Source organism: Collinsella vaginalis (assembly GCF_900176655.1).
GTDB classification, from domain to species: domain Bacteria; phylum Actinomycetota; class Coriobacteriia; order Coriobacteriales; family Coriobacteriaceae; genus Collinsella; species Collinsella vaginalis.
Genome location: NZ_LT838842.1, coordinates 1 through 26,503, shown reverse-complemented (window position 1 = coordinate 26,503; position 26,503 = coordinate 1). Strand labels below are relative to the sequence as shown.

General features: G+C 62.2%; 22 protein-coding genes, 1 tRNA gene and 1 pseudogene. 13 read left to right on the top strand and 11 right to left on the bottom strand.

Annotated elements, in window-relative coordinates; genetic code table 11:
* The first annotated feature begins 43 nt into the window (after positions 1-43).
* Both CAP13_RS00115 and CAP13_RS00110 read left to right on the top strand, forming a co-directional pair.
* On the top strand, positions 44-1,030 hold the full coding sequence (locus tag CAP13_RS00115; RefSeq protein ID WP_143764851.1) for a BglG family transcription antiterminator: 987 nt from the start codon (positions 44-46) through the stop codon (positions 1,028-1,030).
* Complete coding sequence (locus tag CAP13_RS00110) at positions 1,027-2,103, top strand: PTS sugar transporter subunit IIA (RefSeq protein ID WP_085829658.1); 1,077 nt, start codon at positions 1,027-1,029, stop codon at positions 2,101-2,103. Before CAP13_RS00115 ends, CAP13_RS00110 begins: the two co-directional genes overlap by 4 nt.
* Before the next feature lie 74 nt (positions 2,104-2,177).
* On the opposite strand, the gene CAP13_RS00105 is transcribed toward CAP13_RS00110, so the two are convergent.
* The 5 genes from CAP13_RS00105 to CAP13_RS00085 all read right to left on the bottom strand — a co-directional run bounded on the left by CAP13_RS00105 (position 2,178) and on the right by CAP13_RS00085 (position 5,842).
* Positions 2,178-2,729 carry a glutathione peroxidase gene (locus CAP13_RS00105; RefSeq protein ID WP_085829657.1) on the bottom strand — a complete coding sequence of 184 codons (552 nt, stop codon included), beginning with the start codon at positions 2,727-2,729 and terminating at the stop codon, positions 2,178-2,180.
* A gap of 173 nt (positions 2,730-2,902) precedes the next feature.
* Positions 2,903-3,283 carry an ABC transporter permease gene (locus CAP13_RS10160; protein WP_245798835.1) on the bottom strand — a complete coding sequence of 127 codons (381 nt, stop codon included), beginning with the start codon at positions 3,281-3,283 and terminating at the stop codon, positions 2,903-2,905.
* A 261-nt stretch (positions 3,284-3,544) separates the two neighbouring features.
* Positions 3,545-4,321: an ABC transporter ATP-binding protein gene (locus CAP13_RS00095; protein ID WP_085829656.1), complete on the bottom strand. Its 777-nt coding sequence runs from the start codon at positions 4,319-4,321 to the stop codon at positions 3,545-3,547.
* 23 nt (positions 4,322-4,344) lie between these two features.
* Entirely contained in the window at positions 4,345-5,109 is a 765-nt protein-coding gene (locus CAP13_RS00090; RefSeq protein ID WP_085829655.1) for a glycine betaine ABC transporter substrate-binding protein, read from the bottom strand.
* A gap of 112 nt (positions 5,110-5,221) precedes the next feature.
* Positions 5,222-5,842 carry an ABC transporter permease gene (locus CAP13_RS00085; RefSeq protein WP_085829654.1) on the bottom strand — a complete coding sequence of 207 codons (621 nt, stop codon included), beginning with the start codon at positions 5,840-5,842 and terminating at the stop codon, positions 5,222-5,224.
* Positions 5,843-6,176: 334 nt separating this feature from the next.
* Between CAP13_RS00085 and CAP13_RS00080 the strand changes: the two genes are divergently transcribed.
* A tRNA-Gly gene (locus tag CAP13_RS00080) sits at positions 6,177-6,251 on the top strand.
* Between the two features lie 230 nt (positions 6,252-6,481).
* On the opposite strand, the gene CAP13_RS10155 is transcribed toward CAP13_RS00080, so the two are convergent.
* The 3 genes and pseudogenes from CAP13_RS10155 to CAP13_RS00070 form a co-directional block, all read right to left on the bottom strand.
* Positions 6,482-6,946, bottom strand: a complete 465-nt coding sequence (locus CAP13_RS10155; protein WP_245798855.1) for a hypothetical protein — start codon at positions 6,944-6,946, stop codon at positions 6,482-6,484.
* Positions 6,944-7,993 (bottom strand): annotated as a pseudogene (locus CAP13_RS10150) (FAD-dependent oxidoreductase); the annotation flags it as partial. The gene CAP13_RS10155 and the pseudogene CAP13_RS10150, both read right to left, overlap by 3 nt.
* 17 nt (positions 7,994-8,010) lie before the next feature.
* Entirely contained in the window at positions 8,011-8,544 is a 534-nt protein-coding gene (locus CAP13_RS00070; RefSeq protein ID WP_085829653.1) for a flavin reductase family protein, read from the bottom strand.
* Between the two features lie 416 nt (positions 8,545-8,960).
* On the opposite strand from CAP13_RS00070, the gene purB reads away from it, so the two are divergent.
* Positions 8,961-10,304 carry an adenylosuccinate lyase gene (gene purB / locus CAP13_RS00065; RefSeq protein WP_085829652.1) on the top strand — a complete coding sequence of 448 codons (1,344 nt, stop codon included), beginning with the start codon at positions 8,961-8,963 and terminating at the stop codon, positions 10,302-10,304.
* A gap of 868 nt (positions 10,305-11,172) precedes the next feature.
* Here the strand turns inward: purB and CAP13_RS00060 are convergent.
* Both CAP13_RS00060 and CAP13_RS00055 read right to left on the bottom strand, forming a co-directional pair.
* Positions 11,173-11,754, bottom strand: coding sequence for an iron-sulfur cluster assembly scaffold protein (locus tag CAP13_RS00060; RefSeq protein WP_085829651.1), 582 nt, complete (start codon positions 11,752-11,754; stop codon positions 11,173-11,175).
* A 54-nt stretch (positions 11,755-11,808) separates the two neighbouring features.
* Complete coding sequence (locus CAP13_RS00055) at positions 11,809-12,627, bottom strand: hypothetical protein (protein ID WP_179184857.1); 819 nt, start codon at positions 12,625-12,627, stop codon at positions 11,809-11,811.
* Between the two features lie 331 nt (positions 12,628-12,958).
* Here CAP13_RS00055 and CAP13_RS00050 point away from each other — a divergent pair, with 331 nt between their 5' ends.
* Entirely contained in the window at positions 12,959-14,518 is a 1,560-nt protein-coding gene (locus CAP13_RS00050; protein ID WP_143764850.1) for a response regulator transcription factor, read from the top strand.
* 302 nt (positions 14,519-14,820) lie between these two features.
* Here the strand turns inward: CAP13_RS00050 and CAP13_RS00045 are convergent, their stop codons facing one another.
* Positions 14,821-16,173, bottom strand: coding sequence for a coproporphyrinogen III oxidase family protein (locus tag CAP13_RS00045; protein ID WP_085829648.1), 1,353 nt, complete (start codon positions 16,171-16,173; stop codon positions 14,821-14,823).
* 526 nt (positions 16,174-16,699) lie between these two features.
* Here CAP13_RS00045 and CAP13_RS00040 point away from each other — a divergent pair.
* The 8 genes from CAP13_RS00040 to CAP13_RS00005 all read left to right on the top strand — a co-directional run bounded on the left by CAP13_RS00040 (position 16,700) and on the right by CAP13_RS00005 (position 26,335).
* Positions 16,700-17,422 carry a 4Fe-4S binding protein gene (locus CAP13_RS00040; protein WP_085829647.1) on the top strand — a complete coding sequence of 241 codons (723 nt, stop codon included), beginning with the start codon at positions 16,700-16,702 and terminating at the stop codon, positions 17,420-17,422.
* A gap of 16 nt (positions 17,423-17,438) precedes the next feature.
* Positions 17,439-19,676, top strand: coding sequence for an aldehyde ferredoxin oxidoreductase (locus CAP13_RS00035; protein WP_085829646.1), 2,238 nt, complete (start codon positions 17,439-17,441; stop codon positions 19,674-19,676).
* A 19-nt stretch (positions 19,677-19,695) separates the two neighbouring features.
* Positions 19,696-20,388, top strand: a complete 693-nt coding sequence (locus tag CAP13_RS00030; RefSeq protein WP_085829645.1) for a cytochrome c3 family protein — start codon at positions 19,696-19,698, stop codon at positions 20,386-20,388.
* Between the two features lie 333 nt (positions 20,389-20,721).
* Positions 20,722-20,991 (top strand): TIGR03905 family TSCPD domain-containing protein, encoded by a 270-nt coding sequence (locus CAP13_RS00025; RefSeq protein WP_085829644.1) that lies wholly within the window; start codon positions 20,722-20,724, stop codon positions 20,989-20,991.
* Positions 20,988-22,217: a hypothetical protein gene (locus tag CAP13_RS00020; protein WP_085829643.1), complete on the top strand. Its 1,230-nt coding sequence runs from the start codon at positions 20,988-20,990 to the stop codon at positions 22,215-22,217. The genes CAP13_RS00025 and CAP13_RS00020 overlap by 4 nt, the downstream gene beginning before the upstream one ends.
* Positions 22,218-22,750: 533 nt before the next feature.
* Complete coding sequence (locus CAP13_RS00015) at positions 22,751-23,482, top strand: response regulator transcription factor (protein ID WP_085829642.1); 732 nt, start codon at positions 22,751-22,753, stop codon at positions 23,480-23,482.
* Complete coding sequence (locus CAP13_RS00010) at positions 23,482-25,062, top strand: sensor histidine kinase (RefSeq protein WP_085829641.1); 1,581 nt, start codon at positions 23,482-23,484, stop codon at positions 25,060-25,062. Before CAP13_RS00015 ends, CAP13_RS00010 begins: the two co-directional genes overlap by 1 nt.
* Before the next feature lie 394 nt (positions 25,063-25,456).
* Complete coding sequence (locus CAP13_RS00005) at positions 25,457-26,335, top strand: phosphoribosylaminoimidazolesuccinocarboxamide synthase (RefSeq protein WP_085829640.1); 879 nt, start codon at positions 25,457-25,459, stop codon at positions 26,333-26,335.
* Positions 26,336-26,503 lie beyond the last annotated feature (168 nt).

The following is a 26,503-nucleotide window of genomic DNA, read 5'->3' as shown; positions in this document are numbered from 1 at the left end:
ACCTGCGTGACGCGCTGTGCATAGAGGGGTGTTGAGGCGCGAGATGAGGAAGAGGAGCACTGAGATTCTTGAGCAGGTTGTCTGCCACCCCAGTGCATCGACAACCATAGAGAGGTTTTCCACTCAATACGGTGTATCAGAGCGGACCATCAAGAATGATCTCAAGGAGATAAACAGTTTCCTTAAGTCTAGGCAGATAGCAGGCAGGATACTAACTAATCACGATGGTAGCTTGGGATTGACGGGCGGTATCTCGCCCGCTGCAGTGCTCTCATCTCTTAAATCGCTCGACACCTACTCATACCGTCTATCTGCAGAAGAAAGGCGAATCTACATCGTTGCATCCCTGCTTTCAGCAGATGGATACTGCACAATGCAAGCCATTGCAAATGAGCTCTGCGTAGCACGGAACACAGTGGTGGCAGATATCGAGGTTTTAGATAAGGAGATCGCGGAATATGGTGCGGAGCTGGCCTTAGTTCCAGGAAAGGGGATGGAGCTTTCATGCTCCGAGGGCCAGCGCTTCGAGCTTCTCTTCGACCTCTACAGATCGGTCGCAAGCAATACCGAGGGGGAAGGGTTCTTTCAGCGCTTGGTTCTCGGGAAGTTTTCCCCTCGGTTCAGCTACTCGGCTATTTTTGAAAGTGTTCGCGAGTTCATGGATGTGAACAAGCTCGTTCTCATGGACTCTGATCTTTACAACGTAGTTCTTTACATCTTTGTCGCGGTGAATTTTTTTGGTCAGGATGGACGTGATGAGGGCTTGAGGACAACACCTTCGGAGCCTTCAGATGCAGCGCTTGTGCTGTATTACGTTGGATATAAGCTGGGCGCTTCGGTCTCTGCTGAGACAGTCGCTAGATTTAGGAAGTATCTAGAAAGGAACGGTCTCTCTAGGTTTATCAAGAGCGTTGATCAGATTGATTTCTGTATGGCGATCTCCCGTTTTTGTCGGCTATTGACTCCGAGGGACCGTATCAAATATCCCAAGACAGTGTACTCGTTGAAGCGCTTCTCGCCCATATTATGAGTATCAAGGACTGGGGCTCTATCGAAATCGAACTGCCCACTGAGAGCACGGGGATTGACTACAAGCGACTTGAAATGCTCGTCGATCGATATGTGTGGATACTTGAAGAGCAGCTCTCCCACTCACTGAGCATCAACGTGAAGAGATCAATAGTTATACATATCTGTGCTGCGATTATCAGAAACCGTCAAATTTCAAATCGACTCTCAGTTGCGATCGCCTGTCCGTCTAGTGTCGCGACGGGGAAATACCTTGAGGCTCAGATAAAAACGTACTTCGATTTCAAAATCGTTGGATTGTTCTCTGCAAGAGAAATACTCGATGTAATAGAGCGGAAGGACATCCATGTAGACTTGATTATCTCGACGGTGTTCATTCCAGCCGACCAAATCAAGGTAATAAAGGTTCGTCCATTTCTTGGGATGGACGATCTGAATCGAATTCAGAAAGCCGCTTTACAAGAGAGAGGAGGGGCGACTGGAGCTCATAGAGACATGCTGGACAGCTTTATCCAGGCAAACGTGGTAGATAAGGACCTTGCCCAAAATCTTCAATCAGCAGTGCACAATACATTCGATGCATATTATCAGGCGAATGTGCGGTTGGAGCAGAACGAACTTGCCGGACTGTTGCGACAAGAGAAAATTCGAATTCTATACAGCGGGACTCTTACGTGGGAAGAGGGTATTAAGCAGGCTGCGGAGCCTCTGATTCAGACCGGCGATATTGACCGCCATTACGTAGATGCGATGATCGACAACGTAAAGGAATATGGGGATTACTTTGTGGTGGGGAACGGTGTCGCCCTCGCCCATGCAGCTCCGTATGACGGGGTGAACCGAGACTGCTTAAGCCTGCTAGTTTGCAGGGATGGGATAAAGTTTAAAGAGACAAGCAACCTTGTGTACCTGATGTTTTGTTTTGCCGTAAAAGATGTCAGTCAGTACGTCGCCCATCTTGGCTGCATTATCGATATTGGGAAGGATCAAGCAGCTGTTGAGAAGACCCGAAATATGACTAAAACCGGTGATATTTTAAGCTTTTTGTCCAGTCGAACAATCCCTGCGGTCTAAAGGTACAGCGCCGATCCAAGACGTCTCGGATCGGCGCTGTACCTCATTTCAAGCTCTCAACGGCTTTATGTTCGTTAGAGCAGCTTTTCCACCGCGGGCTTCACCACGGTCTCAACGTCGGCCGTGGGCTCAAAGCGCTCAACGACATTGCCCTCGCGGTCGATCAGGAACTTGGTGAAGTTCCATTTGATGTCAGATGACTTCTCCCAGTCTGGGTCTGCCGCGCTGAGGATCTCGACGAGCTTCGGGGTGATTCGGTGGTTGGGGTCGAAGCCGGCGAAGCCGCGCTGGCTTTTCAGCCAGGTGTACAGCTCGCTCTCGTTCTCGCCGTTGACCTCGATTTTCTCAAACTGCGGGAAGGTCACGCCGAAGCGGCCGGTGCAGAAGGTGTGGATCTCGTCTGCGCTGCCTGGGGCCTGCTCGCCAAACTGGTTGCACGGGAGGTCGATGATCTCAAGTCCCTTGTCAGCGAGCTCTTCGTAGAGTTTCTGCAGATCAGCATAGGTTGGGGTGAAGCCGCACTCCGTGGCGGTGTTCACCACGAGCAGGACCTTGCCCTTGTAATCGGCGAGGCTTACATCCTTGCCCTCGCGGTCCTTGATGCTGAAATCGTAAATGGTGCTCATGGGCTTCTCCAATCAAGACGACACGGTGCGGTTCAGACTGAAGGCGCGCCTGCGGGGCGCTCCTGTGAATCTGATGCCCGGGCGTTCATCTTGTATGCACTGGAAACGCATATTTCAGGATCGAGCAGAAAAGCGGCAAACCGATCGTGATCGGCCCGCGGATGGACGGCCGCTCACGGCCTGTGCGTCACATGCGTTCTCAACACCGTCTCGAGCCCCGATAGGCCGAGGTGCACGACGGCCGCCAGCCCCGCGCAGAGCAGGGTCCCGCCGACGATCTTGTACTCGTTCATGGTTCTGAGACCGCTGAAGAGTATCTCGCCGAGCCCCCCGGCGTTGATGGTGGCGGCGATGGTCGCGATGCCGATCGTCGAGATCGCGGCCAAGCGGATGCCGGCGAGGATGAGGGGGAGCGCGAGCGGGAGCTGCACCTTCACGAGGATCTGCCGGTCACTCATGCCCATACCGCGTGCAGCCTCGATGATGGCGGGGTCAACGCTTTCGAGCCCCTCGGTGAAGTTGCGCACGAGCAGGAACTGATTGTAGGCGACCATGACGGCGACCGCCGTGGTGAACCCCAGACCGGTCAGCGGTATGAGCAGGGGGGAACAGGGCGAGACTCGGGATGGTGTAGACCGCGCCGAGCACCGACAGGACGAACTGCCCCACACGCTGAGACCGTCTCAGCAGCAGGGTTATCACGATGGCGACACCCAGAGAGCATGCGAGGACAATTCCGACGAGTATCAGGTGCTCGATAAGGGCTTCGCTGAACTTGTCCGCATGTCGCGACCAGTAGGTGAGGTAGTCGGCCATCAGGCCACCGTCCCCGGCTCCGTGATGCCCGGCGTCAGCCAGCCCCCGGCTTCCGGGAGCTCCCGCACAAAGGGGTTTGCCGGCTGCGTTCTGATGATCTCAGGTCGATCGTACTGCTGCACCTTGCCCTGGTCGAGCACGAGCACCTTGGTACCAAGCTTGAATGCCTCCGCGACGTCATGGGTCACGAAGATGAAGGTCTTGTTCGATCCGCGGTGGATGCGCAGCAGCTCGTCTTGGAGCGTTGCGCGCGTGATGGCATCGAGTGCCCCGAAGGGCTCATCGAAGAGCATGATCTCGGGCTTCGCGGCGAGTGCGCGGGCGATGCCGACGCGCTGCTGCTGGCCGCCGGAGAGCTGGGAGGGATAGCGGTCGCGAAACTCGTCGGGATCGAGGTCCACAAGGCCAAGCAGGTAGTCGACGCGCTCGTCGATGCGGGTTTGGTCCCACTTGAGGATCTTCGGCACCGTCGCGACGTTGTCCCTGACCGTCATGTGCGGGAAGAGGCCGATCTGCTGGATCACGTAGCCGATACCGCGCCTGAGCTCCACCGGATCGACCTCGTGCACATCGCGGCCCTCCACGAGCACCGCGCCCTCGTCGGGATCATGGAGTCGGTTGATGAGCTTGATGAAGGTGGACTTGCCACCGCCCGAGGTGCCGAGCACACAGACGAGCTCGCCCCGTTCGATCGTGAGGTTCACACGGTTGAGCGCGGGATGGGGCATGCCCTCGAAGCGCTTCGAGACGTTTTTGAATTCAACGGCGGTGACCATGGCCGGTTCCTTCCGCTCCTGTCTTAGAGCTGGTCTTTGATGTTGTCATCGAAGTACGTGGCGGCGACGCCCTCGAAGTCCTCCTTGTCGATATCGACCTCGGTGTTGAGCTTGGTGAGCTCAGAGGTGGTGAGCACGGCGTTCAAGGCGGCTGAGATCTCGGGGTGCTCGCTGAGCACCGATGCCCGCACGACGGGGATCACGTTGTAGGGAGGCCAGACGTGCTTGTCGTCCTCGAGGAGGGTGTAGGTGTCGGTCTCGGTGAGGCGACCCTCGGTGGTGTAGGCGGGTGCAACATCAGCTTCGTCGTTCTTCAGAACCTCGTACTTCAGGCTGTTGTCGTATACGCGGCTCGACTTCCACGCGAAGGGCCCGTAGGTCTGCTCGAGGGCTGGCATGCCGTCCTCGCGCTCGTCGAACTCTCCTTGGGAGGCAAAACGGAGGTCGGAGGCGTGCTGCTGGAGCTCGGAGATGGTGGAGATCCCGTACTGCTTAGCCGCCCTGGTGGCGATGACGAGCCCCTGCGAGTCCGTGGCCTCGGCACGGTTGAGGACCTCGAGGTCGAACTGCTCCAGATATTGCTCCTTGACCCTCTCGTACGCCTTCTCCGGGTCGGTTTCGACGGCGTCTTTCAGGATGCTGATCAGGGCGGTTCCGGTGTACTCGGGGTACAGGTCGATGTCGCCTGATGTGATGGCCGTGTGGATCACCGAGCTTGAGATGTCGAAGGTGCGGGTGACGCTGAACCCGACATGCTCCAGGGCGAGCGCGCAGAGTTCGGAGAGGATCTCGCCTTCGGTGAAGTCCTTCGATCCGACGACGACGGTACCGAGCGATCCGGCGCCGGCCGAGCCGCCGCTCGACTAGAGGACGAGCAGGCCGAGAGGCCCAAGGGGACCGCTACGGTCCCGAAGCCTGCAAGTGCGATAGCCCCGAACTGACGGCGGGTGAGAGCACGGCAACGGAGACGCCGCCAACCAGGAGGAGATCGGTGCGCATGAGTCCCATGCCGGTGAAGATGATCTCGCCGAGGCCGCCACCTCCTATGTAGGCGGCGAGGGTCGCGCTGGCAACCACCTCGGTTGCCGCTGTGCGGAACCCCGCGAAGGCGGCAGGGAAGGCGAGAGGGATCTTGATGGTCCAGAACAGTCTGGCGGGACCCATGCCCATGCCGCGGGCCGCCTCGAGCACATCCTCGGGGAGCTCGCGGAAGGCGAGGGAGGTGTTGACAAGGGTGGGAGGGATGGCGAGCACAGAGAGGGCGACCAGGGCGGGCAAGGTGCCGGTACCGAGAAGGGGGACGAGGAAGATCAGGATAGCGAGGCTCGGAATGACACGGAGGATGCTCGGGGTGCCAACCGAGATGCGCTCGATCACCGGGTGGCTTGAGCATAGAATCCCCAAGGGAACGGCGATGACGCTCGCGACGGCCAGGGCCAGGGTGCTTACCTCGATGTGCTCGAGGAGCAGCCGCAAGAACTCAGCGCCGTTTGCCGAGAAATATGTGAGGACATCTTGCATGCCTTCGCCCCTTCCGTTCTGTTCTTGATACCTGTCTACCGTCTTTCGAACGCCTGGCCCTGCGATAAAGCGAGCAGAACCCCGACAAAGTTACATATATTGAACATTAGTTATGGAAATGTCGCTTTGTATTGCAGGAAATACGACGGCACAGCAGTGGGGTAACCTCGTCGTTCTCGGTCATATACATGCGTTTGGTTTCTCAGCCTGGTGCACCCTTATACGGATGCCCCGTTCGGCGCCTGACGGTCATGTGGCAGGCAATTTCCTTCTTGTCGGGCCATCGTGCGCAGGCTATACTCAAGTACGCGCTATCTATAGTGCGCAGGCACACGCGGGTGTCGCCAAGTGGTAAGGCATCAGCTTCCCAAGCTGATATGCGCGGGTTCGAGTCCCGTCACCCGCTCCAGTGATGACATGCAGGTCAGAGGTCCCGCGCTTCTGGCCTTTTTTGTTTCTGTATCGGCGTTGCAGCGATTCCGCGCCGCTTCTTCGGTCAAAACAGATAAGGAGCGAGCGCCGGCTCTTGCAGACCAGCGCTCGTATTTCCACGGGAGGGCCCGGGCGAGAACCCCGTCCTACGTGCGTCCCTGATGCAGCTCACCGCGGAGAGTCATCTCCCGAACTTCTCCGCCCGGTCTATGAGCGACCCGGACGCAGGATCTCAGCCGGCAGCGCTTCGATCAGCCGCAGCCAGATCTCGCTGGCAGTGGAGTAGGAGGGCACAGCATGGCGCAGCCGCTCGATGGGAACCTCTCCCGTGACGGCGATCGTGGCGGCGTGGATGAGCTCACCGGCCTCGGGACCAACGAAGGTGGCGCCTACAATCGCCCGGCTGGTCCGGTCGACGACGAGTTTCGCACGGCCGCGCACCCCGTCACGCAGCAGCGCGGCTCCGGCTGCCGCCGTATAGGGAACCTCGGTGGTCACCACATCGATACCGGCCTCGCGCGCCTGCTCCTCGTTCAGGCCCACGGCGCCAACCTGCGGATCGGTGAAGATCACCTGAGGTACGAGGACGTTTTGCGGGGCTGCCTCGGGCTCGCGCCCTGCGGCGATATCTGCGATGCGCTCTCCGATAACGCGCGCCTGGTGCTTGCCCATGTGGGTCAACGGCACGGCACCGCTGGCGTCGCCCACCGCGTAGAGCCAGTCCGGCATCTTTCCGCCGGTGACGTCAGCCGGCGTCAGGCCAACGGAATCAAGGCCGACGGTATCGAGCAGGGGCCTGCGACCGGTGGCGACCAGGAGCTCGTCGGCTTCGATCGTCTCGCCGTCGAGCTCCACGTGCACCACACCATCATGAAGGCGGCCAAGCCCCGGCGCCTCGGCGACGTCTGAGCGCGAGACGGCTTTCGCCTGTGTTCCGGTCAGGACGCGCACGCCGAGCTCCTGAAGGGATTCGCTGACGATCTCGGAGGCGAAGGGCTCGAGCCTGTCCAGCAGGCGCGGCGCACGCACGAGCATCGTGACCTCGCTGCCCAGAGCCGCCATCCAGATGGCGGATTCGCAGGACACCACACCGCCACCGACGATCACCAGGCGCTCGGGGATCTTCGTCACAGCGGTGACATCACGTGAGTCCCAGGGTGCGGCCTCCCGGTACGGGCCGGGGATGACCGGACGCGAACCCGTGGCGAGGATGACCGCCTGACGCGCCTCGATGACGCGCCTGCCCTCGGGGGTGTCGACGGCAACGCGGCGCTCACCCACCAACGTGCCCCAGCCGCGTACGACCTCAAGGTCGACGCCGTGCGCTCAGCGGACCTGGCTGGCGCCATCGTAATGGCTGACCCACGCATCGCGACGGGCCAGCAGGGCATCGCGGTCGACGGTGACGCCGGTGAGGCCAGGGAGGTTGCGCGCGCTCGCGGCGACCTCGAGAGAACGCAGCAGCGCTTTGGAAGGCATGCAGGCGTAGTACGAGCACTCGCCTCCGAGGAGCTCGCCTTCAATGATCACGGCGGACATGTCCGTGCCCTGGACGGCGTATTGCGCGGCGTTCTCGCCTGCCGGGCCGCCGCCGATGACGACGACGTCGTAGACGCTGTTGGCGGCGGTGTACGACGCGTCGGCGCCGGCGTTGTGGGCAGCGGCCTCCGCGGTCTGGGTCTCGAGTGTGGTGGTTCCCGTATTCGGTGCCTGGGTCATGGTGGCTCCTCTCCCGGTTACTTGATCAGGTACGACGCGACGATCTCACCCACGTAGACGGTGTGGGCATCGCGGTTTGCCCCGTGATACGACCCGTCCACATCCTGCGGATACATCTTCTCGCGGATATCGTCGGGGAGTTTCGAGAGGTCGAGCGGTTGGGCGTAGAGGACCTTGCACTCCAGGGTCAGCGGGTACTCCTTGATGGCGGGGACGCTCACGACCTCGGGCTCCACCAGGGTGAGGTGGGCCGCCTCGACCTTATCGACGTCATGACCTGACTGCACGCCACACACCTTGGTGATGAGGGGAATGGGCTTCTCGAGCGGCACGCTGATGGTGAACTCGCCGGTCGCGTCGAGCGGCGCCTTCGTGTAACGGTTCTCACGCACGAGTACGGTGAACGTCGGTCGACTCCATGTGGTGCCGAGTCCACCCCAGCCGATGACCATGCTGTTGAATTTCTCATTCTTGGTGTTGAGCAGGATTCCCTTCGGCAGGGCCTTTGCGATCAGGCCTGCGTACTCGGTGACGTCGACGGTTTCCTTCATGAGCGTTTCTTCCTGTCATGGTGCGTACGCTTGTGCTTATAGCCAAGATGGCCGCTGTTCAAGCACGCGGGCCGGTTTTGGCCGTGAGCTGGTGTGCCTTGGTGTCATGCGCATATGGGCTGGAAAACATACTTGAGACCGTACCTTCATGCAGATCGCCTCTAGGACCGCCTCAAGATGACGTTTTCCACGCTTGATCTGAGGTGCGAGCGTTCCCTCGCGATCGCCGTGGTCGCCAGATGATGAAGCGAGGTGGAAGCCGGCCACGTACATGGTCCTGATGCCCGCGGGCGGGTCCAGCACGCCCGAACACGCCGCAGCCGGGGTCGCCAGATCCGCCCCCAACCGACGCCCCGTGTACAATACCTACGACCCTATTCTCTGCCGCGTTGCGGCCGCTCGCAGGAGGCATCTGCATGATCGATCGGTACACCCGCCCGGAGATGGGCCACATCTTCTCGCTTGAGAATAAGTACGCCGTCTGGCAGGAGATCGAGGTGCTCGCCTGCGAGGCCCAGGCTGAACTTGGTAAGAGCGGCATCACCCGTGAGGAGGCCGCCTGGATCCGCGCGCACGCCGCCTTCAACCGCGCTGAGGTTGACGAGATCGAGGCCGTCACCAACCACGATGTCATCGCCTTCCTCACCAATATGGGCTCCTATATCGATGCCGAGGTCCCCGAGGGCGATCCGAAGCCGAGCCGCTGGGTCCACTACGGCATGACCAGCTCTGATCTGGGTGACACCGCGCTCTGCTACCAGCTCACCCAGGCTTGTGACCTCATCATCGACGACTGCCGCGCCCTCGGCGAGATCTGCCTCCGCCGTGCATTCGAGGAGCGCGACACCCTCTGCGTGGGACGCACCCACGGTATCCACGCTGAGCCCATGACCTTCGGTATGAAGTTCGGGAGCTGGGCTTGGGAGCTGCATCGCGATCTGGAGCGTCTAACCGACGCTCGTAAGAATGTCGCATTCGGGGCGATCTCTGGGGCTGTTGGAACCTACAGCTCCATCGACCCCTTTGTTGAGGAGTATGTCTGCGAGCACCTGGGACTCGCCCACGATCCGCTTTCCACGCAGGTCATCAGTCGCGATCATCATGCCTATCTGGCCGGCGTGCTCGCCACCTGCGCCGCGACCCTCGAGCGCATCGCCACCGAGATCCGCAACCTGCAGAAGACCGACACGCTCGAGGCCGAGGAGCCGTTCAAGAAGGGGCAGAAGGGCAGCTCGGCGATGCCGCACAAGCGCAACCCCATTACCATGGAGAAGGTCTGCGGCCTCTCCCGCGTGGTCAAGGCCAACGCGCAGGTGGCCTTCGACAATGTCGCCCTGTGGCATGAGCGCGACATCTCGCATAGCTCTGCCGAGCGTGTGGCCCAAGCGGACAGTTTCATCGCCCTCGACCATATGTTCCAGTGTATGCTCCGTGTGGTGGATGGCTTGATCCTCTACCCCGCGCGCATGAAGGCGAACCTCGACCAGACGCGGGGGCTCATCTTCTCCTCCAAGGTCCTGCTCGCGCTCGTGGACACCGGCATCACGCGCGAGGATGCCTATAAGATCGTGCAGCGCAACTCCATGGCGGTTTGGGATGACGTGCACAACGCCGTCGAGGGCCCGGGGCTGCGGGAGCGCTTGGAAGCTGATCCCGATTGCACGGTCCCCGCAGAGAAGCTCGATGAGATCTTCGACCCGTGGGACTTCCTTACCCGCGTCGACGTGGTGTTCAAACGGCTTGAGGGACTCTCGTTCTAAGCGGCGCATCTCTTTATTGAAGGAGCATCGCGTTAGACGCGTGGCCGCTGTCTAGCGCGACTTGTTTGAGGTGACAGACGGTGAGGGGTCGGGTGGCGCTACGCCGCCCGACCCCTTTGCCATGAGTGGACGATCTGCCGACCCATGCTAGGAAGATAATGTGAGTCTGCTGCGAGTGCGTACGTGCGCGAGGCGGGTCTCTCAGGTGTGGCAGACGAATGATTGGGGACGCCGTCGGTCCGTAGGAGCGCGTGAACGGGCCCGCGCCAGGACGTTGATGATGGCGGAAGGACCCCAGTCCTCCCCAGAAGACCTCAATGCATAAAAGTACGTCACAATGCATAAAACAATACAATTAAACTGTGCATTAGGGCGCTTGAATAACGACATAGTAGAAAATGTCAGATCTGCATCAAACTGGCTTTCTGGGGCGCAAAATTATCTAACAATAATCAATAAATGGCATTTATATGCTGACAAGGGGGAGTGAGGGTCCCCGGGAGACGCGAGGACCGCCCTAGATTGAGACGATCCAAGGGGTTTTACTTCTGCATATGACTCAGATCTGACATTTTCTACTAGACCGAGCGGACGGGGAGTCGTTTGGAGGTGTAAACATGGGACGCTCCAGTTTCCCACTGATAAAATATTCAATATTCTATATATTCTCTCACATAATAATCTATCCAAACAACATCATAGGTTTTGGACGCGCTGAAAGCAGGAGAAAGGATTGCCCGCCGACTGGTCCCGGCCATGGGTCCAGACCCTGTGCAAATCGGGATCTCCATCTCCCACGAGATAGAGATCCCGCCCATGGCCGCCGATCCATGTGCCAGTCAGAGCCTCCAACCAGCTCAGAAACTCCTTACCAGTCCTCGCCAAGCTCAAGATCAACGCGGCTGTCCCGCAGGGAGCAGTTCTCAGTGAGCAGGCACTCCATCGTCATGCGTTCGCAGCGCACGATTCGGTCGAGTGCTTCCAGTTTGAGCTGCTTCTCGCGGATGAGGTAGTCGCCCACCAGCGCTTTGATGGCCTCGACCCCAAAATACAGCGTGTAGTCGCGGCCCTTGGGGATCGGTCCGGTGACGGCTTCGATCTCGTCCCGTGTGATCGCGAGCGCCTCTTCAAGTGTCTTGCCCGGCAGCATCTGCGAAATGGCTGCGGCGCAGGCGATGGCGGCCAGGCAACCGTGGCTGCGAAAGCCGACCTGTTCAAAAATGTCGGTTGCAGGGTTGATGCGTGCGAAGAGCTGCATCTGCACCGTGCCGCGCTTCTCCTTGCCCACGCTGCAGAACGCGTTGGCACCGTCGGGGATGCCGCTGGTGCGTGCATCGGCGATGAGATCGAGCGTCTCGTTCGCGTACTCGGTGATGGGGGCATCGTTCTCAATCTGGTACATGTCAGGGGTCCGGAGGAGGGGAGTGTCCTCGGTCAGGTGCTTGGGCATGAGATTCCTTTCCAAAACGGTACGAGGGCCAGGCAGATCACACTGCGGTCGACATCAGGGATTTTGCGGCTTCTCAACCTCATACCACTCGGCGAGCGCCTGTGCCTGGGCATCGCTGAGATATAGGGAAGAGTAGTAGTTGACGACACCGTTGCTGGCTCTGACCTCATGGATGTCGGGGAATGATCCGTCGGCCACCACCTGATCGAACACCTGAGCGGTCTTCGAGGGCGCCCAGAGGTAGGGCGGGTTCATGAAGGTATCGCGTGAGACGGGACGCGGGTACAGGCGCGATTCCGTGCGCACCATGTCAATGAAGGTCGAGAGGTCATCGTCTTCGGATGTCATGAAGAGGGCGTGGGCGAAGCTGTGTGAGAGCAGCGGCTTGGAGTACAGGTAGACCGTCTTTTTTCCGAAGAGCATGACCACATCTGCAACGGAGAGTTCAGGCAGGGGATCGTCGTCCGTGTGTTCGACGCCTTCGAGCTGCACGTCGAGGGGAGCGGGTGCAGGGGGCTCATTGAGCGCGGGGGAGTCGTCGGCGTGGTCGTGCGATTCGATGTAGTCGATCAGGGATTCCTCGAACGCCTTGGCATTCCATCCGGCAGGGGCGAGCGAGAGCTTGCGCCATCGAGCCGGTGTGGTGAGCTTTCCCTCGTACGAGCGCTGGCGCATATCGCTGAGGGCGCGATCCCACGCGCGGATGAGTGCATTCCGCTTGCGGATCTCGACGCGCTCCTCGTCAGAAAGCGGGGCGACGTCTAGATCCGCAGTGCCGGGGTCTGCGGCGTCCTCGAGTTGAGCGGCGTTCGTTGAAGATGGCGCGGCCGCAGGGTCGCCGGCGGGGCTGACGACGCCCTCCGCGACGCTCATGTTTGTGTCAGGCAGGGATCCTGAGCCCGTTTCCATATCCCGGGCCAACGAACCCACGAGGTCATCATGTGTCTCGCTGACCTTCTCTGCGTCCATCGAGGACGTATGAATTCCCTCACGTGCGAAGGCATCGCGCCCGTCGAGCCCTTCGCTCACGGAACGATCTCGATCGACCATAACGCCTCCCCACGACGGTCGAAAACCCTGCAGAACATCTCGCATCAGTGTAGTACAAGGTATACTGTTGCATCACCTGGTTCAGGGTACCCTGTGGGAAAAGGAGAGGTAAACGGTGCAAAGCGCAGGTCAGCAAGGCAGCGGTGCAGCGAGCATGCCCCCGCTCAGCCTTGAGGGCTACCGGATCCTGCTTCCCTCGGTCGCCGGCATCTCGCTTGCCGCCGCCGTGGTCAACATCACCATCCAGCAGGCCCATGCCAGCACCGGCATTTCAACCTATGACGGATGGTCGCTCATCGCGGCCTCGGTGGTCATCGGCGCGCTTTTCCTCTCGACGCTGGTCGTGAAGCGGTTCTCGAAGCGCTCCATCTCGCTTGGAGTCTTCATCTCCATCCATTTGGGCGGCCTCGGCTCGCTTGCCCTTGCGTCGGCCGATGCGGCCGGCGTCCCCCTGCTTGCTCCCGTTGACCTGCTGCTCCAGGCGGGGGTCACCCTCGGTGCCACGCTTCTGCAGTTTTATTGGCTGCGCAAGCTGCGGGGCACCTCGGCGCAAGCCGTGGTCGTCGTGGTGTTCTCCGCCCTCGCCCTCGCCGAGGCCCTCACCTTCGCGCTCTCCTTCATGCCGGCGATGGTAGGTCACTTCACCTGTGTCGCCCTGATGTTCATGCAGTTCGGACCCGTTCGCACCTCACGAGTCATGGGCGTCCCGAGCGACTCCTTCCCAGCCGTTTCGGAGAGCTACTTCGGCACCGACGAGAATCATTTCTCAAACAGGAGCTTCCTGGTGGTCGCGGCGCTCGGCATCTGGTTCATCTCGATCCCCATGGGCATGGGACGGGGATTTCCCGTGGGCCAGGCCATCCATCTCAACCCGGCGTCGCGCGCGATCGTTCTCGTGGCGGTCATCGTCGTCTCGGCGCTCTGGGTCCGGTTCGCGCTCGTGTCGCGCATGCGGGCGCTCACTACCAGCATATGGGTGGCGATGGAGCTTCTGCTCGGGGTCGGCACGATCCTCTTCGCCCTCGTCCCCGCCGACCCGTCCATGGGCGCGGCCCTCGTCCTCGCATCTTCCCTCGTGCTGCAGGCCTTCGTCTGGTACATGACCATCGCCTTCATCAGCTTCGGCTGGCGCGATCCGTACTACTACGCCTGTGCGGCGTGGATCGCCATGAACATCCTCACGGTGGCTGGGATGCATGTGGATGCCCTGATCACCGCAGTCGTTCCCTCCAATGCCGCGGCCATCATCGCATTCATGGGCTTCTTCGTGCTCATCAGCGCTCAGGTGGTCTACACGCGGCTGCTCGCATCGCCGAGCGAGCAGGGGGAGGTGCAGGCGGCTGCTGAGGTTGCGGCGGCCAAGGCGGCACGCGCGGCTGAGGACCCGGACGGCCTCCAGGAGGGGGATGCTCCCCGCCGCCCGCTCATGGGCGTGCTCGCCATCTCCCCGCAGGAGGAGGTCGCGCTGCCGAGCAGGTCCCCCGATGTGCACATCGCCACCTCGGTGCTGGAGATCGGCCAGCGATTCGGCCTCACCGGACGCGAGGTCGAGGTGCTCACGCTCTATGCGCTCGGTCACACTCAGGCGCGCGTCAGCGATGAGCTGCAGCTCTCACCCAACACGGTGCACACCCATATCAAGCGCATCTACGACAAGACCGATCTGCACTCGCGCCAGGAGATCCTGGACTACATCAACGAGTACGGCCGTTAGTCGTTGAGGAGCCGGTGGCCCGGGCCTCGCCGCCTGACAATTTGCCGTCCGTGTCGCATCCGGATGCGGGGTTGAGGGCGGGGTTGAGAGCCGCTGACAGTTCACAATTCTGCCTTTCGACCACGGAAAAAGACCGAATCCTGCACTGTCAGCTCAGGGGGTCGGTGCTGACAGTGCAGGATTCGGTCTAGAACGGGCCTGAAACGTCGAATTATGTACTGTCAGCATTATGTACTGTCAGCAAGCAGCCACGAGCGGTGCGGGCCGCAACGTGTGGCAGCCTCTCTCTCGCGCAGCAGTGCCTACGCCACTCCGTCGGCCTCGCGGGCTGCTGCCACCTGCTTTGCCGCGGCGTCTGCGAACCAGCTGCGCTCGCCCTCGGGGAGCAGGGTCCGGAGACGGTCCCGCTCGGTGTTCATGCCGATGAAGATCTGTCGCATCATGACGAGCACCAGGTAGCGCCCTTTGCGGGTGAGGGTCAGCTCGTCGGCGTTGTTGACGTCGAACGCCCCGTTGGCAGCGAGGTAACCGTACTCAACCGGCAGGTCGTACTGGATGTAGCGACCGAAGTCCTGCCTCCAGCGCCGATTGTCCAGGCGCAGGCCGAAGAGCTCGCGGCCCATGCGGTAGCGCTTCGCGTTGGCCGCGCCCATGTCGATCTTGCTTGCGACGCTGAGGCTTCCGCGTTCAACGCGGTCACAGTAGCCCGAGAGCGAGGAGTCGTTGTTGTGGATCACGCTGCCCAGGAACGAGTACCCGCCGCAGCCAGCGGCAACGAACTCGCCGTAATCGACCACGTACTCGTCGATCATGGCGTCGCGATCCCGCGCGAAGGTGTAGACGTCGGTGGCGTAGAACCCCGCGCCACTGCCCTCCACGGGGGCGGTCATCTGGTCGAAGATCGTGTTGTAGAGGGCGCGTTCGTTTCGGTAGTCAACCTGCCCGTGGAAGCAGGTCTGCATGAGATGCTCGGACCCAGGGGAGGCCATGAGCGGGTAGTAGGTGATCTGGTTGGCGCCGGTGGTCTTGAAGGTCTCGATGTCGCGCAGGACCATTTCAGGCGTCTGGCCGGGGAAGTTGAAGATCATGTCCACGTTGAAGGTCTGGAACATGTCCGCGACGTTCTGGATGCGCTGGACGATCTCCTCGGCGCTCCCGTACTTGTTGTAGCGGTCCATGCGCGTGAGCAGGCCGTTGTCGAAGCTCTGCACGCCGACGGAGAAGCGCTGCACCATGCGTGAGAGGCGACTCAGCCGCTCTCGGTCGAGGTGTGGCGGGTTCGTCTCGCTCGACACCTCGGTAATGGTGGGGAAGAGCTCGCGCATGTAGTCGATCGTGCGCTCGAGCTCGTCCATCATGATCGTGGGTGTGCCTCCGCCGATGTAGGCGCTCGGCGGCTGGTATCCGAGGTCGTGGATCATCTTGAGCTCGGCGCGCAGGGCCTTGAAGTAGCGTCGGCCCAGCTCCTCCTTATAGGGGAAGCGCGTGAACGAGCAGTAGGGGCAGAGCACGTCGCAGAACGGGACGTGCACGTAGAGCAGGTACTCATGGCCGGGAACGGGTGCGGGGAGCGTCGACTCCGCCACGGTCTTCGACTTGAACAGGTTCACGGCGCCCAAGCCGATGGTCTTGGACAGCAGGCGTTCTGAAAGCATCGATCATCCTCCTGATTGCAATTCCGTCCATTGTGAACCCTCGGGGGACGGTTGGGCGCGAGAACGACCTCGCAAGCCCAGCGATTCACCCCGCGCACAGACAGATGTCGATGGGGCATGCGCTTTGCAGACAAGCGAATAGACCAGATCCCGGAGCGCGGTTTGCGGCCCCGACACCATGGAGGCCGGGTCGTGCTGGTTGCCGCCTACCCCCGCCCCGCATGCCCTACGCCGGTCCTCGTAGGCACAGCTGCCGTCGCGCCTCTCAAACGGGCTCTCTACACATTGTTGTGCCCCTTTCCTGGCGAATTCTCGCAGGCCCGTCGATGAGGTCACCTATAATAGGTGACGTCCTTGAGCTGGAATTCCTTGTTTCGATTGCAAAGTTACCACCAAGAAGGGGACGCGTCGCTACACGGACGCTCCACAATGGACGGTGGTGAGATAGGCGTGCGTCGCCGCGCGCCGTATCGGCATGGAAACGTGCGCCCCCGCTGAGGGCGCAGAGCAGTTAGGGGAGGGAACTATGAAAGAGAACACCGCCTTGGAGCATGTCGGCTCCGGCGCGGACCGCCTCGACCCCTTCTTCACCCGTCGCGGGTTTGTGAAGGTCTCAGGCGCGTTCGTCGCGAGCATGGCGGCGCTCGGGTTGCTGCCCGAGACGGCCGTCGCCGCTCCCGCGAACTCAAAGGGGAAGGTCGACTTCTACGCGACCCCGAGCCATGTGCTCAAGGTCAACCGCGCGCGCTGCACGGGATGCCAGCGTTGCGAGATGAGCTGCACGCTCAAGAACGACGGCACCTCGCAGCCGGCGGCCGCGCGCATCCACGTGAACGACGGTTTGAACTACGGCTCCGAGCTCGGATCCGGCGACGGCGTGTACTACTCCATGGAGTGGAACGTCCGCACCTGCCACATGTGCAAGACCGCGCTCTGCCAGACGGCCTGCCCGTACGGCGCCATCCGCACGGAAGACAGCGGCGTGCGCGACGTCGACCCCGAGCGCTGCGTGGGCTGCGGCACCTGCGTCGCCGCCTGCCCGTGGCACATGCCCGTGGTCAACACGCAGACGGCGAAGTCAACCAAGTGCATCGCCTGCGGCCGCTGCGCGGACCAGTGCCCCAACGGTGCCCTCGAGCTCGTCAAGTGGGAGGATGTCAACCACTCCTCCGGCCCGACCCGCCAGGAGAATCCGCTGCCGCTTGTGAGCGAGCAGCAGGATTTCATCGCCGGCGGCAAGCTCGCGTAAGCGTTAGGAGATAGGCATGGCTGATATTTCATACGGGTGGGCGGGCTACATCGCGCGCGTCAACCTTTCTACGGGAAGCATCACCGAGGAGTCCGACGCCGATCTGCAGCAGAACTACATCGGCGGCATGGGCTTCGCGAACAAGATCATGTACGACGAGGTCCCCGCGGGCACCGACTGGATGGACGAGGAGAACAAGGCCGTCCTGGCCGTCGGGCCCCTCACGGGAGCCGGCGTGCCGCTGGCGGGCCGCTCCACCTGGGCGACGCTCTCCACGTTCACGACGGACCACCTTGTGGTGGACTGCCACTGCGGCGGTCAGCTGGGCGCCAAGCTCAAGTTCTCGGGCCACGATGGCCTGATCATCGAGGGCAAGGCTGACAAGCCGGTCTACATCCACATCGATGACGACAAGATCGCGATCGAGGACGCCTCGGCCCTGTGGGGCAAGGGCACCCGCGAGACCACCGAGGCGCTCTGCAAGAAGCACGGTCTCGACTGCTGCGTGGCCGCCATCGGCCCGGCGGGCGAGAACATGCTGCCTTACGCCTGCGTCATCAACTCCCGCTCGCACTCCGCGGGTGCGGGCCTGGGTGCGGTCCTCGGCTCCAAGAAGGTCAAGGCCGTCGTCGTGCGCGGCACCAAGGCCGTCAACGTGGCCGACCCGCAGATGGTCGCCGACCTCTCGGATTACATGATCGCCCAGGTGCTCGGCTCGAACAACAACCACGTGGTGCCGAGCACCCAGCAGTCCTGGGCCGAGTACTACGACAAGGGGTCCCGCTGGACGGCCAGGAAGGGCCTGTACTGGGCGGCCGCCGAGGGCGGCCCCATCGAGACGGGCGAGCCGAAGCCCTTCGAGCCCAACACCATGGGCTACCGCTGCATGAAGTCGACGAAGGACCTCGGCCCCGAGGCGGAGAAGTACACGGTCAAGATGGGTGGCTGCCACGGTTGCCCCGTCCGCTGCTACGCCCATGTCAAGCACCCCACCGTGCTCGAGAAGACCGGCTACGAGTCCATGGGCAACACCTGCGTGCCGAACTTCCCGTTCTCGGCGTACATGCAGTCCATGATGAAGGTCCCGGGCACCGCCACCGACGACGGCAAGCTCACCGAGCAGGCCGTGATCTACAACCTGCTGATCCAGGCCACCGTCGACGACCTCGGTCTCTGGTGCAACTACGCGCAGCTCTACCGCGACATCGCCCACACCTATGTTGACGGCATCCTCGAGCGCGAGCTCGGTGACCAGTTCGCCGGCTACGAGTTCGACAAGATCATGACCGGTGACGGCACGCCGTTCATCAAGATCCTCACGGACATCGCCTCCAACGACACGGAGAACAAGCCGATCTCCTGGCTGGGTCACGGGCCTGAGGTCTGGACCAAGCAGTGGAACGACGAGTCCTGGTTCGACGACAAGCGCTCGGCCCTCATCAACTACCGCGGCTGGCCCGTTCACCACTCCATCGAGTGCTTCGGCCAGGTGGGCGGCCTCTACAACATGATGTTCAACCGCGACGACATGATCCACTCCGCGGTGAACTTCCAGGGCTGCGGCCTGCCCATCGAGCTCAAGCAGGAGATGGGCAAGGAGATGTGGGGCGAGGGCGCCGTCGACGCCGACAAGAACTACACCCCCATCAACGACGCCAAGGTTGAGTTCGTCTGGTGGAGCATCGTCACCGATGTCCTGCACGACTCGCTCACCCTCTGCAACTGGGTGTGGCCTATGGCCATGGCGCCGGCCAAGGAGCGTAGCTACCGCGGCGACCTCGATCTCGAGGCCCAGTTCTACACGGCGGTGACCGGGCACAAGGTCACGATCGACGACCTCTACAAGTCTGCCGAGCGCATCATGACCCTGCAGCGCGCCGCCACTGTGCGCGGCATGCGCGACAAGGACGGCAACATCGGCTGCAACGACATGCGCGGCGTGCACGACGTCATCACCGAGTGGGTCTTCACCATCGACCCGGACATCCAGGTCTTCACCGCCGGCACCATCAAGATGGACCGCGACGACTGGAAGCAGTCGCTCACGATGCTCTACAAGCGGTTCGGCTGGGACGAGGAGCTCGGTTGCCCCACGCGCGCCTGCCTCGAGGACCTCGATATGAAGGGTGTCGCCGACGATCTCGACGGCCTCGGCCTTCTCGGCAAGGATGGTGCGAAGTATGATGATCGTACGCGCACCTACGACCGGGTTCTTGAGAAGTACTGCGCTGATAACCCGGCGCTGAGCGCGTAACCAAGGGAGGGAAGAGAGCATGGCTGACGAGGTCAAAGACGCCGCCACGGAGGAGAGCTCCGAGCAGGCGCCTCAAAAGAAGAAGATCGATTGGAAGCGTCGCCGGCTGCCGATCATCGCCGCCATCGTGCTGGTCGTCACCGCCATCGGCGTCGCCGGTTGGGCATGGCACGCCACGCCTGAGTGCTGCGACGTGATCTGCCACACCACCATGGGCAAGTACTACGACACCCTGGTGAACGACACCACCACGCTGGTGTCCAAGCATCGCGGTGTGGCGAACAACCAGTGCCTGAGCTGCCACGAGGCGACGCTGCCGCAGATGCTGCATGAGATTCAGATGACCGTCACGGGCACCTATGAGCTCCCGTTCAAGAAGGTCGAGTTCACGAATGACTTCTGCCTGCAGAGCGGATGCCATCTGGCGGCGGGGGTGATGCCTGGCGCCACGGAGTCCTCCACGGCTGACTGGACGTTCGACCCGCACAGCACGCAACACGGCGTACAGCAGTGCAACAGCTGCCATCTGATGCACGATCAGAGCGTGTTCACGTGCGCGGGCTGCCATACCTTCGGCGTGTACACGCCGGTGCCCGACGGCTGGACGGAGTTCCCGCTTGATGACGGCACCGTCACCGCGGCGCCCAAGGGCTGGACCATCCCCCAGAACTTCCAGGCGAGTCTGACCAAGGGCACGGAGGCCACGTCGTAGTGACCGGTAGCCGGCGACCCGCGGTCGTCTGAGACAACGCGCATGCGACCCGTCGGTGGGATTCCCGCCGGCGGGTCGTTTGGTATGCCGGGCGTTCGTCTCGCCGGTGAGCGGCAATGACCTGGGTGGGAGGCTGGGGGTTCGCAGCTGGTCTCGTTCGTTCGCATGCGCGCCGCGTTCGCCCGCGCAAGGCCATCTCCGTCTTGTCAAAGTTCACTGCCTCATGGTGGAGTGGCGGCAAGCATGCGGCGCCGTATGTAGGCATCACATGGGGCGTACGCGCCGTGGCCCGGTCCTTACCTATAATAGCGGGGCATACGAGCGAGGAGGATCATGATCAAGTACGACTACACCACGCATGGGGTCTGCTCCCGCGTCATTCACATCGCGTTGGACGACACCGCGACGACCATTGAAGGCGTCTCCTTCGAAGGCGGGTGCGAGGGCAACCTCAAGGCGATCGCCACCTTGGTGCGCGGCCAGGAGGTGTCGCGCGTGCGTGATCTGCTCGCGGGCAATACCTGCGGCAAACGGTCGACCTCCTGCGCGGACCAGCTCTCCTGCGCGCTCGCCGCAGCGGTCGAGACCGGGAGGCACGCATGAGCATCCGGGATCTCTTCGATAGCGCGGGGGGCATCTCGCGCCGCAGCTTTGCCGCGGGAACCATCGCCACGGGCGCCGCCCTTGCGGCCATCACGCTCGTCGGCTGCTCCTCGGGCCAGAGCGATCAGCAGTCCACATCGGGAGCGCCCCAGGTGGTGACCGATTCGTCCAAGATCGTCGATGCGCTGTCGGAGTACGCTGAGGCCGATCTCGGCGTCAACGCAACACAGACCTGGTCGCTTCCCTTGGGAACGGTTCCCTTCCATTCCGAGGGAACCTGGGCGGCTGTCATGCTCGCGCCAGAATCCGCCACGCATCCCAACACCCTGGGCGTCCTCTCGCTTTCGAGCGGCGCGATCACCACGCTGATCGAGGACGCGACCCAGGGGCGCGGGTACTCGTTCTACGACGTCCGGTGCTCCTCGGGTGTGTATGCGTGGATCGAGATCGATTACGCGACCGGAGCCTGGGTGCTGCTCGGCCAGGGGTTCAAGAACGGGGCCCTCAGTGGCCAGGCCGCGCAGCTCGATTCCGGCGATGCCGATTGGGAGCCGTCGCCCTTCACCTGCACCGGTACCTCGGTCATCTGGCAGAAGATGCCGCTCGCGTCCGGAAGCAAGAGCTCGGAGACGTCAGTCGCCTATCGATGGAACCTAGGCGACACCCAAGGGTCGGGCATCTGGGAGTCGACGGGGCGCTTCGCCACGCATCCCCGTGTTGCGGCGGGCATCCTCACCATAGCGCCTCGCGTGCGCGGCAGCGAGGGGACCTACTACGGCATGACAGCGCTAGACCTTGCGGATGCCGAGCCAAAGCAGGTTGATCAGCTCGTGCTGCCCGAGTCCGTTCGGCCCTTCGAAGCGGTGTACACCGGATCGGCCTTCGCGTTCTCCATTGAGGCGAGCTACGATTCGCGGGGGAGCTTGGGCCAGATGGGAACGTTCATCGGGCGTGAGGGCGGACCCTACGTGTACTTCAACCGTGAGCCTGCCGCGCAGATCATGTTCTCCGGATCGCGCGTTCTCATCAAGACGCAGTCCGCCCACTACCTGCTGGATACGGATGCCGAGCAGTATCAGGGGGTCTCGTCGGCCGATCGCTCGATCGGGCTCGGGGACTTCCCGGCGAGCGAGGGCGAGGGATCGACGCCGCTGGTCTTCGCCACCGTGCGCGACGCAAAAGGCCTGCCGGCGAGTGTGACCGCACGGGTGATCCAGATCGCATAAGGTAGCTGCGGAGACGCCCCGCTGCGGGCGCGGTATACGCGGCCGGCGTGAGCGTGCGCTTGGTTTGCACGGTGTACGCGGGCGGCGTGAGTACGTGCCTGAGCCGCACGATGCGGTGCGAAATGCGGTGTAAAACCCACTTTCGACCGCGCCCTCATGTAGATTGCCCTCGGGACAGCCCTGAGATGACGTTTTGCTCCCATTCTGGACAGTTAGCCAGACGCCATCAGCTGCATCACCATCGTGTGATGAAACTCCTCGTCAAGGGGTACAGACTCCTAAAGGCCCCATGGTGACAGCGTGCGGGCACCTCAAACACGAGCGAGCGAGAGTTTCCAGGGCTATAAATCCAACGCGCCGCGAAAAATTGTCCCTCAGTCACCGCTCACCTCGATATTCTGTCCATTCATTAACAAATTCTTGCGATTGATCCCCGCGCGGTTTGCCCGCATACGCCTGGGGGTAGAAAGGTGAAACCGTCCTGCGCTAATATGGAAAGCGCCTATGGACAGATCAGGTAAGGAGGCCGAGCCATGGCTTCGGACGCACGTAAGATTTTGCTCGTTGAAGACGAGAAGGCCATTCGCGATGCGGTTGCCGCCTACCTCGAGCGCGAGGGGTACTGGGTTGTGGGCGTCGGCGACGGGCAGTCCGCCGTCGAGGAGTTCGAGAAGCACCAGTTCGACCTCATCGTGCTCGACCTCATGCTGCCCAAGCTCTCGGGTGAGCGCGTGACCCGCGCCATCCGTGACACCTCGGATGTCCCCATCATCATGCTCACTGCCAAGGGCGAGGTCGAAGACCGTATCATCGGCCTCGAGCTGGGCGCCGATGACTACCTCATCAAGCCCTTCTCCCCGCGCGAGCTCGTCGCCCGCGTCCGCGCCCTCTTCCGTCGCACCCATGTGGCCGACGAGCCTCAGATCGAGGTGCTCGACTTCGGCGACCTGGTGATCGACATCTCCGGTCACAAGATCCTCGTGGACGGCAAGGAGGTCGACCTCACGGCATCCGAGTTCAAGCTGCTCACCACCCTGGCCCGTCACCCCGGTCGCGTGTACAACCGCATGGAGCTCGTCGAGAAGGTCCTCGGCTACGACTTCGAGGGCTACGAGCGCACCATCGACAGCCACGTGAAGAACCTCCGTGCGAAGCTCGGCGATGATCCGAAACATCCCAAGTGGCTCTACACCGTGCACGGCGTGGGCTATCGGTTCGAAGCGCCCGCCAAGCCGGCTGAGGACGCCGACGGCAGCGCGAAGTAATGCCGTCCGCCCGGTTCACCATCGGTCAAAAGCATAAGAAGGACGATGAGGCGAGTTCCCGTGCCCGGTGGAACACGCCTCATCCCGATTCTCGGTCGGGTGTGAGCTACGGCACGCGCATGGCGTCGTCGTTTGCCCTCACCTCGTTCATGACGGTGCTGATCATGGCCCTCGTGGTCACCGTGGTGTGGGGCGGCGCGTTCTCCGAGTACACGCGCGCCAACGTCGAGGAGATCGCGCGCCTGACCTCGATCAAGCTGGCGGACAGCTACACGGCCGAGGGGCGTTGGACCACAAAACTCCTCGATGACATGGCGAAATCGGGTGTGATCTCAGAAGACATCGGCATGCAGGTGGTCGACACCGACGGCACGGTCCTCTATGACGACACCTGGCCTGCGGCGGCTGTGGCTGCGGCGATCCAGCGCGAGGAGGGGACGGCCTCTTCATCGACATCCGCCGGTTCAGCCTCACGGGACACCGATGCTTCGAGCCACAGCCCCGTCTCGCAGGCCCCCTCCGATCAAGAAGGCGCTGTTTCGCAGGAGATCGTCACGAGCGACGGCCGCGTGGTGGGCACCCTGCGCATGTGGGTCCTCGGCAGCGACGCCCTGCTCACCAAGGCCGACGCCGCCTTCCGCGAGCGGACCTTCAACGCCATGGGTCTCGCGGCCCTGGTGGCGGTCATCATCTCGGTGTTCATCGGCCTGCTCGTGTCCCGCATGCTCACCAACCCCATCCGCCGCATCACCGGCACGGCCAAGCAGATCCGCGACGGCGATCTTACGGCCCGCACCGGCATGCGCGGTGACGACGAGATCGATCGTCTGGGCGAGACCTTCGACGAGATGGCCCTGTCGCTTGAGAAGGACCTCAAGCACGAACGGCGCCTGACGTCCGACGTTGCCCACGAGCTGCGCACTCCGCTCATGGCCATGCTCGCCACCGTCGAGGCGATGCAGGATGGCGTCTACCCGACCGACGCCGAGCACCTGGAGACCGTGGCGTCGGAGACCCGCCGCCTCGCCCGTCTTGTGCAGCAGATGCTCGACCTCTCGCGCATGGAGTCCCAGACCGCACCGCTGAATCTCAAGAGCGTGGATATCTGCGGGCTCGTCCGCTCGATTGTGAGCAGTCAGGAGCAGCTCTTCCTTCAGCGCGATCTCAACCTGCGCTTCAACGATGAGACCCAGGGACGCAGCACCGTCATCGAGGCGGATCCCGACATGATCACCCAGGCGGTGATCAACATCATGAGCAATGCGATGCGGTACACGCCTGAAGACGGTTGGGTGATCGTCACCGTGGCCGGCGACAGGCGCAACGTGATGATCTCCGTCTCCGACACCGGCATGGGCATCGCGAAGGAGGACCTCTCGCGTATCTTCGGTCGGTTCTGGCGCGCCGATTCGAGCCGCGCCCGCGTTGCCGGGGGTCTGGGCGTGGGGCTTGCGGTGACGAAGCAGATCATCGAGCGCCACCACGGCTTCATCTCGGTTGACTCCGAGCTCGATCGTGGCACCACCTTCACGATCAACCTGCCCCGTGAGCAGGCGCCGGAGCAGACGACGGAACGCTAGGCCCCGCGTCCGGCCGCGAGAGAGGCCTCGTGTCGCGCAACCTGTGAACAGGATGCCTTGAGGCCGCGAAGCCCAGCGCTCTTTGTCCAGGTTCTGTCGCGAGTGGCGCCCTCACCCCGCGCCGCGCGCCCGGGGCCCATCGCCCGTGAGACCCTTGCTTTGCGACACGCCATGCGCTCAAGGGGGTCCGTATCCGGCGCTGCGCCACGGGAGGAGGCGCCCCCGCACTGTGTGCGCCCTCTGTCCGGCCAGCGGACTGACCGAAAAGTGCCGGTGGGGGCAGGGGCCATACACTACAATGGGACTTCGGGTCGCGAAGGATCGGCGCATATGCCTGATGCCGCGGCGACCACGGCAGACACGAGCACAAAGGAGCTGGTCACAAGTGACATCGATGGAGCGTCGTCCCGATTCCCACGGCAAGGTTCGCGATATCTACGATACGGGCGATTCCCTGCTGATGGTCGCCACGGACCGCATCTCCGCCTTCGATTTCATCCTTCCCGACGAGATCCCCTTCAAGGGCGAGGTGCTGAACCGCATCTCCGAGTTCTGGTTCAAGAAGTTCTCCGATCTCGTTCCCAATCATCTGATCTCGATCGATCCGGCCGATTTCCCGGCTGAGTTCCAGGAGTACCGCTCCTACCTGGCCGGTCGTTCCATGCTGGTCAAGAAGGCGCAGACGATTCCCATCGAGTGCATCGTCCGCGGCTACCTCACCGGCTCCGGCAAGAAGACCTACGACCAGGACGGCACCGTCTGCGGCATCCGCCTGCCCGAGGGTCTGACGGAGGCCTCGAAGCTCCCCGAGCCGCTCTTCACCCCGTCCACGAAGGCGGCGCTTGGCGAGCACGACGAGAACATCTCCTATGAGCGCACCGTCGAGATCGTGGGCGAGGATATCGCCACCCAGATCCGCGACCTCTCCCTCAAGATCTACACCGCCGCCGCCGAGTACGCGGCCACGCGCGGGATCATCATCGCCGACACCAAGTTCGAGTTTGGCATCATCGACGGCAAGGTCACGCTCATCGACGAGTGCCTGACCCCCGATTCCAGCCGCTTCTGGCCGGCCGACTCCTATGAGGAGGGCAAGGTTCAGCCGAGCTATGACAAGCAGTACGTGCGCGACTGGCTGAAGGCCAACTGGGATTTCGAGGGCAAGGCGCCGAAGCTGCCCGCCGAGGTCGTTGAGGGAACGTCCGAGCGCTATCGCGAGGCATTCTCGATCATCACCGGTTCCGATTTTGAATCCATGAAGGAGCACGAGTAAGTGAGCACCCGCAGCCCCATGAACAAGCGTACCCAGGAGCAGCTTCGCGAGGGGAGGAGCGGCATGGCGCGGAAGTCGGCCGCGTCCGCCAAGCCCGCGCGCGCCGCTGCGAGCTCTGTGCGCGTTGTGTCCGCGAGTTCCAAGGCCCGCCGCAACCAAGCCGAGCGC

Bases quoted from the DNA above. Each gene is read 5' to 3' on its own strand.
- CAP13_RS00040 (WP_085829647.1), top strand. From the start codon at position 16,700: ATGAAAGAGAACACCGCCTTGGAGCATGTCGGCTCCGGCGCGGACCGC.
- CAP13_RS00070 (WP_085829653.1), bottom strand. From the start codon at position 8,544: ATGAAGGAAACCGTCGACGTCACCGAGTACGCAGGCCTGATCGCAAAG.
- CAP13_RS00055 (WP_179184857.1), bottom strand. From the start codon at position 12,627: ATGAGCGTCGCGGAGGGCGTCGTCAGCCCCGCCGGCGACCCTGCGGCC.
- CAP13_RS00035 (WP_085829646.1), top strand. From the start codon at position 17,439: ATGGCTGATATTTCATACGGGTGGGCGGGCTACATCGCGCGCGTCAAC.
- CAP13_RS00015 (WP_085829642.1), top strand. From the start codon at position 22,751: ATGGCTTCGGACGCACGTAAGATTTTGCTCGTTGAAGACGAGAAGGCC.
- CAP13_RS10160 (WP_245798835.1), bottom strand. From the start codon at position 3,283: ATGGTCGCCTACAATCAGTTCCTGCTCGTGCGCAACTTCACCGAGGGG.
- CAP13_RS10155 (WP_245798855.1), bottom strand. From the start codon at position 6,946: ATGGGCAAGCACCAGGCGCGCGTTATCGGAGAGCGCATCGCAGATATC.
- CAP13_RS00025 (WP_085829644.1), top strand. From the start codon at position 20,722: ATGATCAAGTACGACTACACCACGCATGGGGTCTGCTCCCGCGTCATT.
- CAP13_RS00115 (WP_143764851.1), top strand. From the start codon at position 44: ATGAGGAAGAGGAGCACTGAGATTCTTGAGCAGGTTGTCTGCCACCCC.
- CAP13_RS00010 (WP_085829641.1), top strand. From the start codon at position 23,482: ATGCCGTCCGCCCGGTTCACCATCGGTCAAAAGCATAAGAAGGACGAT.
- CAP13_RS00005 (WP_085829640.1), top strand. From the start codon at position 25,457: ATGGAGCGTCGTCCCGATTCCCACGGCAAGGTTCGCGATATCTACGAT.
- CAP13_RS00045 (WP_085829648.1), bottom strand. From the start codon at position 16,173: ATGCTTTCAGAACGCCTGCTGTCCAAGACCATCGGCTTGGGCGCCGTG.
- CAP13_RS00030 (WP_085829645.1), top strand. From the start codon at position 19,696: ATGGCTGACGAGGTCAAAGACGCCGCCACGGAGGAGAGCTCCGAGCAG.
- CAP13_RS00085 (WP_085829654.1), bottom strand. From the start codon at position 5,842: ATGCAAGATGTCCTCACATATTTCTCGGCAAACGGCGCTGAGTTCTTG.
- CAP13_RS00050 (WP_143764850.1), top strand. From the start codon at position 12,959: ATGCCCCCGCTCAGCCTTGAGGGCTACCGGATCCTGCTTCCCTCGGTC.
- CAP13_RS00105 (WP_085829657.1), bottom strand. From the start codon at position 2,729: ATGAGCACCATTTACGATTTCAGCATCAAGGACCGCGAGGGCAAGGAT.
- CAP13_RS00060 (WP_085829651.1), bottom strand. From the start codon at position 11,754: ATGCCCAAGCACCTGACCGAGGACACTCCCCTCCTCCGGACCCCTGAC.
- CAP13_RS00110 (WP_085829658.1), top strand. From the start codon at position 1,027: ATGAGTATCAAGGACTGGGGCTCTATCGAAATCGAACTGCCCACTGAG.
- CAP13_RS00020 (WP_085829643.1), top strand. From the start codon at position 20,988: ATGAGCATCCGGGATCTCTTCGATAGCGCGGGGGGCATCTCGCGCCGC.
- CAP13_RS00095 (WP_085829656.1), bottom strand. From the start codon at position 4,321: ATGGTCACCGCCGTTGAATTCAAAAACGTCTCGAAGCGCTTCGAGGGC.
- purB (WP_085829652.1), top strand. From the start codon at position 8,961: ATGATCGATCGGTACACCCGCCCGGAGATGGGCCACATCTTCTCGCTT.